At 50.0% G+C, this 7,047-nt stretch carries 5 protein-coding genes and 1 pseudogene; 5 read left to right on the plus strand and 1 reads right to left on the minus strand.

The window, feature by feature from the left end; genetic code table 11:
- Positions 1-166: 166 nt before the first annotated feature.
- Positions 167-1,417 carry an OmpA family protein gene (locus tag JX312_RS06845; RefSeq protein ID WP_124030649.1) on the minus strand — a complete coding sequence of 417 codons (1,251 nt, stop codon included), beginning with the start codon at positions 1,415-1,417 and terminating at the stop codon, positions 167-169.
- Between the two features lie 192 nt (positions 1,418-1,609).
- Here JX312_RS06845 and JX312_RS06850 point away from each other — a divergent pair, with 192 nt between their 5' ends.
- From JX312_RS06850 to JX312_RS06870, 5 genes and pseudogenes are all read left to right on the plus strand, one after another.
- Complete coding sequence (locus JX312_RS06850) at positions 1,610-2,485, plus strand: M23 family metallopeptidase (RefSeq protein WP_123405571.1); 876 nt, start codon at positions 1,610-1,612, stop codon at positions 2,483-2,485.
- Positions 2,486-2,520: 35 nt separating this feature from the next.
- Entirely contained in the window at positions 2,521-3,696 is a 1,176-nt protein-coding gene (locus JX312_RS06855; RefSeq protein ID WP_204457485.1) for a 1-deoxy-D-xylulose-5-phosphate reductoisomerase, read from the plus strand.
- Between the two features lie 69 nt (positions 3,697-3,765).
- The gene (rseP, locus tag JX312_RS06860) at positions 3,766-5,217 is read left to right on the plus strand and encodes an RIP metalloprotease RseP (RefSeq protein ID WP_204457486.1); all 1,452 of its coding nucleotides are present in this window, start codon (positions 3,766-3,768) and stop codon (positions 5,215-5,217) included.
- 45 nt (positions 5,218-5,262) lie between these two features.
- Complete coding sequence (locus JX312_RS06865; RefSeq protein WP_204457487.1) at positions 5,263-6,444, plus strand: class I SAM-dependent rRNA methyltransferase; 1,182 nt, start codon at positions 5,263-5,265, stop codon at positions 6,442-6,444.
- Between the two features lie 63 nt (positions 6,445-6,507).
- Positions 6,508-7,047 (plus strand): annotated as a pseudogene (locus tag JX312_RS06870) (dihydrofolate reductase); the annotation flags it as partial.

The following is a 7,047-nucleotide window of genomic DNA, read 5'->3' on the forward strand; positions in this document are numbered from 1 at the left end:
AGCACAAATAGCAAATTGCCATCCAACTCTTGACCTCGAATTTGATTAACACTTTTTAAGAGACACTAGTGAAAAAAGGATTCCGTTTCTACGGAATCCCTTTGTCGTTACGAAGAATTGATTTATATTATTTATCTTTTATCTTTTATCTTTACCGTATTACATTTTACTTCTGGGTGAAGATTACGATACGGTTCCAGTCGTTTGTGCTGTAAGGCTGAACATCAGATCCGTCGTACTTGATTGTGAGACGGTCGCGGCTGATTCCGTAAGTGTTCACAAGAGCGTCAGCGACTGCGTTGGCACGTTTCTCGGAAAGCGCCATATTATACTCTGATGTACCGGTATCCTTGTCGGCATAACCGCAGATAACGACTTTCTCTTCAGGATTAGCCTTGAGCCATTCTGCCATATTGTAGACATTAACCTCCTCTGTAGGCATAATCTTGTCGGAGTTGATGGTGAAACGTACAGTAGTCATGAGAGGTGCGTTCACACAATCTTTCTGGACAGGTTCCGGACAGGGAAGCTGAGCCTGAAGTGCAGCCACCTCTTCACCGCAGGCGAGAAGCTGGGCGCGAAGGTCATTGACCTGACCGTTGAGAGCTGCGATCTGGGAAACATATGCGCACTGGTTGAATGTGCCGAAGTTACGGCCACCGATGTTGAAGTTGAAACCACCAAGCACAGCCACATTGGCGTCTATCGAATTGCCGTGTACGCTATTATTCCAGGTGTCGGCATAGAATGATGCGCGAGCCTCGGCAAAGAAATCTACATATTCGCAAAGACGGAAACGGAACTGCAGACCCGCTGAGACAGGAAGCGACCATGCCACGCTTTTTGCTTTGTTGTGACGGTTATAAACATTGGTTCCTGCAGGCTCGCCACCCTGTGCGTTGCGGAAGTCCCATGTTGCGTCACCACCGAGACCTGCGAAAGGAATGATGGAGAATACGCGGTTGTCATTCACGCCTCCGAGAGAGTTGAACATATCCCACATGAACTCAGCCTGAAGATTTACATGTTTCGCGCGGCTCCATCCGTTGGCGAGATCAGGCTGCATCGGATTGTCCCAGTGAAGGGCACCGCCGAGAGCCTTGATACGGAAACCGATGTAGGGAGATACCCAGCGGCCGAATCCGACTCCATAGGTAAGAGTCATCTTGTGACGGCTTACATTGTTACCGGGAGTCTTGGCGTTGCCTCGCTCAACAAAAGGCTGGTTGATACCCGCTTCGACCTCGATGAACCAGTTGTTACGCCAATTGGAAAAGTAACGTGTGGTGTTGTCGCAAGTAAATTCAGTTACAGTGGTAGCTTCATCTACGAAAACATCCTGTGCGTTTGCGGGCGCGCAGTAAGCGGCAGTGCCTGCGACGAGCGCCATAGCGTAGTAAAGATTTCTTGTTTTCATAAAATATTAATTTAAGATAAGCAAATTTTAAAACTTTATAAATTGTTTTTTGCAATTTTTATATATCTAACACCGCAAGGATTTTTTTTGTTTGCTTTGCGACATCAAATTTGAAGATAATATTGCAAAAAAAAGCTCCGGAGCCTTATCATTTCACTAATTTTCATTAAATTCGCGATACGATTTTATCAGATGAGACGCCACCCAAAATATCGCATCAGAATTGAAGACGAATCCAGACTTGAAAATCTGGCAGACATTTCACTTTCGCCCCTGTCTTTGCTGGCAGCGGCAGGGGCTGCGCTGCTCATTCTGATCATAATCGGAGGAGCCATAGTGATGGTGACTCCGCTGCGGACTTTACTCCCCGGCTACATGAAGCAGTCGGAGCGGTCTGCGACAGAAGACAACATCATGCGTCTCGACTCTATCCTCGGAATATATGAGCAGAACCAGAACTATCTCGACAATATACTTCTGGCTTTTGACACAGACAGAAAACCCATTGCAGATTCACTCATAATGACAGCAAACCTCAGGGAGATGTCGCCCGATTCCCTGCTGCCGCCCTCCCCGCTTGAACGCAAATTTGTAAACACGATGGAGGAACGTGAGCGTTTCAACATATCTGTGCTCGCCCCTCTGGCTGCCGATGGAATGATGTTTTTTCCTGTGAGCGACAGCGGCATATTCTCTTCGGCTTCGCGCACTGAAGAAAAAGGATACGTGATCATGCCTGACGAAGAGGCGGTGAAGTGCGTTGCCGACGGTTCAATCCTCGCGTCTTACTATTCGGCATCCGGGAGCGGATATGTAATTATCATACAGCATGCCAAAGGATTCGTCACCCGCATAGCGCGTGTCGGTTCTCCTATGGTCTCTGCTGGTGACGCAGTGACCGGCGGTCAGGTTATCGCGTTAGCACCCTCTCCCGATGCAAAAGGCAAAAGATATGTGGAAGTGATGATGTGGCACAACGGACTGCCGCTAATCCCTTACGAATATATAGGAAACCCCGAATCCATGATAATCAAGGATGCCCCTTTCGAGGCACCGAGAGGACGGTGACACCAGTCACCTCAGGATTCAAGATTCTTTTGATAATGGACAACATAAAGAACATTGCGATATTAGGATCGACTGGTTCCATCGGAACCCAGACCCTTGACATAATCGAAGAGCATCCCGAAAAATTCCGCGCAACAGTGCTTACAGCAGCGCACAACTGGGAACTGCTCGCCGCCCAGGCACGCAGGTTCAATCCTCTTCGCGTCGTGATTGCATGCGAGGAATTCCTGCCGAATCTCCGGGACGCCCTTGCCGGAACCTCCGTCCGGGTGGAGGGTGGCACCGCCGCCATAGAGGAAGCCGCCGCGATGCCGGAAGCCGACATCGTGGTCACAGCAATGGTGGGATACAGCGGACTCATACCTACCGTCAACGCGATAATGGCAGGCAAGACCATCGCTCTTGCCAACAAGGAGACTCTTGTAGTGGCTGGAGAAGTAATCACATCGCTTCTCAAAGACTCGAATTCGAGAATAATACCCGTAGACAGCGAACACTCCGCTATATTCCAGTGTCTCACAGGTGAGAACCGGGACAACATATCCAAAATAATCCTCACGGCAAGTGGAGGTCCCTTCCGCAACAAGACCATGCGGGAGCTGGAATCTGTGACTGTAGACGACGCGCTGAACCATCCCAACTGGGACATGGGCGCCAAAGTCACCATAGACTCAGCCTCGATGATGAACAAAGGTTTTGAGATGATCGAGGCACGCTGGCTTTTCGACTGTCCGCCGGAGAAGATAGAAATCGCAGTTCACCCGCAATCCATAGTCCACTCTATGGTGGAATTTATAGACGGCTCAGTCAAGGCTCAGCTCGGAGTTCCCGACATGCACCTCCCCATCCGCTATGCCTTGAGCTATCCTGACAGGCTTACGAGCAAACGACCGCCTCTGACTCTTGAAGCATATGCCTCGCTGACATTCGAAGCTCCCGACCGAAAGCGGTTCCCGCTTCTACAGTATGCGTTCGATGCCATAGGAAAAGGGGGAAACATGCCCTGCATCCTCAATGCTGCCAACGAGATTGCCGTAGCGGCATTCCTCCGCAGAGAAATCGGTTTCATGGATATGCCGAGACTTGTGGACCGCGTGATGCAGCGGACACAATGGATTTCAGACATAACCCTGCCGGACCTTGTGGAGACCAACACAGAGGCGCGCAGACGCGCCGAGGAGGAACTTGCCTCGTTCAGGACAAAGGCATGACCGCAGGTCTCCGCAAATCATTTCATTCGTTACACTTCATTTTTAATTCAAGACTAAAACTAAAGAAAATTGGATACTTTTCTTATAAAAGCCGCACAGCTTATTCTCGCGTTCGCCATTCTTGTAATCATACATGAATTCGGTCATTTTTTCTTCGCCCGCATATTCGGGGTGAAAGTGGAAAAATTCTATATCTTCTTCGATCCCTGGATTGAACTTTTCAAATGGAAGCCAAAGAAATATTTCGGCGGATTTGGGAAAACAAAAAACATCGGGAATGACAACACCAATGGGGAATCTGCCGAACCGGTAAAGAAAAAGAGGAAAAGCTCATTTTGGGGAGACACGGAATACGGCATCGGCTGGCTGCCTCTCGGCGCATATTGCAAAATCGCTGGCATGATCGATGAGTCGATGGATACCGAACAGATGAAAAAACCGGCGCAGGAATGGGAGTTCCGTTCAAAACCGGCATGGCAGCGACTCCTTATAATGATAGCAGGGGTGCTGTTCAATTTCCTGCTCGCAATCCTGATTTACGCCGGACTCGTTTATGCCACCGGCGAGAAATATGTTCCGGTACAGGAGGCAAAAATGGGATTCACCTATTCCGGCGAGGCAAGAAAAATAGGTTTCCATAACGGAGACATACCGTTGGCAGCCGACGGCGAAGAACTGGAAAATCCGGTAGAGGCACGCATAAAGATGGTTCAGGCAAAGAAGGTGACTGTGCTCCGCGACGGCAAAGACACGGTGAGCATCTCCATCCCGGAGAAATTCATCTTCTCTCTCGACGAAGAGGCTAAAAGCGACACAGCTTCGGTCAACTTCTTTACATACCGCTTCCCCACGCGCGTCACCCAGGTGATGCCGGGTGAAGGAGCCGCCAAGGCGGGGATAGAGCCGGGTGACGAGATCATCGCCGTAGGGGAAGTGAAGACACCTTCGCTCGACGAGTTTTTCCGAACACTTCCCGGTCATGACAACCAGACTGTGAACCTCACGATTCTGCGCCGCGCAGGAGAAACGACCGACACAATTGTGAAACAGGTAAAGCTGTCGGAAAACTCCAAGATGGGAGTAGGACTCGAAGTCAACCCGGCGGCATTCTTCAAGACAAAAGAGATCCGCTACAACATTTTCCAGTCTATTCCCCGCGGAATCGAGATGGGAACCGACAAGCTCACCTCTTATGCCAAGTCTATGAAAATGGTCTTCACCAAAGAGGGAGCCAACAGCATAGGCGGTTTCGGATCGATAGGCTCCATCTTCCCGGAAAAATGGGACTGGATCGCATTCTGGAACATAGCGGCGTTCCTCTCGGTGGCTCTTGCGTTCATGAACATCCTTCCGATTCCGGCTCTTGACGGCGGACACGTGATGTTCCTCATCTATGAAGTGATTTTCCGCAGACCTCCGAGCGAGAAATTCATGGAACGCGCCCAACTTGTAGGCATGACACTTCTCATTCTCCTGCTTATATACGCTAACGGAATGGATATCGTAAGGCTTTTCAAATAGACAGTCTGCATCCGATAACCAATCAATCATACAGAACAAATAATAATGAAAAAAGAAATAAGATTGAAATCTGGCAAAGAGGAGTCTCTCCTCCGCCATCATCCATGGGTGTTTTCAGGAGCCATAGCCTCGCTGCCTCAGAATCTTGAAGAGGGTGACGAGGTGTGTGTTTCTGATTCCAGAGGGAACATTCTCGGCGTCGGTCATTATCAGATCGGAAGCATAGCCGTGAGGATTCTCGAATTCGGCGTTGACACCATTTCCGATGATTTCTTCATAAGGCGTCTGTCATCGGCGTTCGCGCTTCGCCGCACTCTCGGTCTGATCCGCGAAGACAACACCTGTTTCCGCCTCGTGCACGGGGAGGGAGACTTCCTTCCGGGACTGGTCATCGACATATATGGCGACACTGCCGTAATGCAGGCGCATTCTCCCGGGATGCATTTCGCACGTCACAAGATAGCGGAGGCACTCACCATGCTCCCTGACGCAAAAATCCGAAACGTATATTACAAAAGCGACACCACACTCCCCTACAAGGCGCATCTTGACCCCGACAACGAATATCTTGTCGGCAACTACGACGGCAACATAGCCATAGAGAATGGTCTTCAGTTCAACATCGACTGGCTCAAAGGACAGAAAACAGGTTTCTTCGTAGACCAGCGCGAGAACCGCAAACTTCTTGAAAGCTATGCAAAAGGGAGACGGGTGCTCAACATGTTCTGCTACACGGGAGGTTTCTCGGTATACGCCATGCGCGGCGGCGCCATAAGCGTGGACTCAGTGGATTCCTCATCAAAGGCTGTGGCTCTCACCGATGCCAACATAGGTCTGAATTTCCCCGGTGACGAACGTCACCACACGCACGATGTCGATGCATTCAAGTTTCTCTCGGACATGGAGAGCGACAAATATGACCTCATCATTCTTGACCCGCCGGCGTTCGCAAAACATCGCGGAGCGATAAAGAACGGACTCATAGGATACCGCAAGCTCAATGCCCGCGCCTTCGAGAAAATCAAGAGCGGCGGAGTTCTTTTCACATTCTCCTGCTCACAGGCGATTACCAAAGACATGTTCCGCATGGCTGTCTTCACGGCAGCCGCCAAATCGGGGCGCAAAGTGCGCATACTCCACCAGCTGACACAGCCTGCCGACCATCCGGTTGACATCTCACACCCGGAGGGTGAATATCTCAAAGGGCTGGTGCTTTACGTGGAGTAAAAAAAGAACAGATACACGAACATCCTCCTCATCCGATACAACGGACTTAACCTACATTATAAAATGAAAAAAATACTTCCTTCATTAATGATCGCTACCATGGCAACAACTGGTGCGAACGCGGTGGAAAACAAGGATTTCAATTTCCATGTAGACCGCTTTGCCGATATCGAGGTGCTCCGCTATGAAGTGCCTGAGTATTCACGTCTGTCGCTTGACCAGAAAAAGATGCTCTACTATCTGTCGCAGGCAGCGCAGATGGGACGCGACATCATCTGGGACCAGAACGGCCGTTACAACCTCCAGATACGTCAGCTTCTGGAGAAGATATATACAAAATACGACGGCGACAGGAACTCCAAAGACTTCAAGGCGTTTGAGAAATATCTCAAGCAGGTATGGTTCGGCAACGGAATACACCACCATTATTCCACCGACAAGTTCCAGCCGGAATTCTCACAGGCTTTCTTCGAGGAGCAGGTTGGCAAACTCGGCAATTGCTGTCTACCGCTGCAACCGGGGCAGAATCGCGAGCAGATGATGAGCGTGCTTGTGCCAGTAATCTTCGATCCGTCGGTCATGGCGAAGCGCGTTAATCAGGAC

The organism is Barnesiella sp. CU968, from assembly GCF_905219685.1.
Classification (GTDB): Bacteria; Bacteroidota; Bacteroidia; order Bacteroidales; family Muribaculaceae; genus Lepagella; species Lepagella muris_A.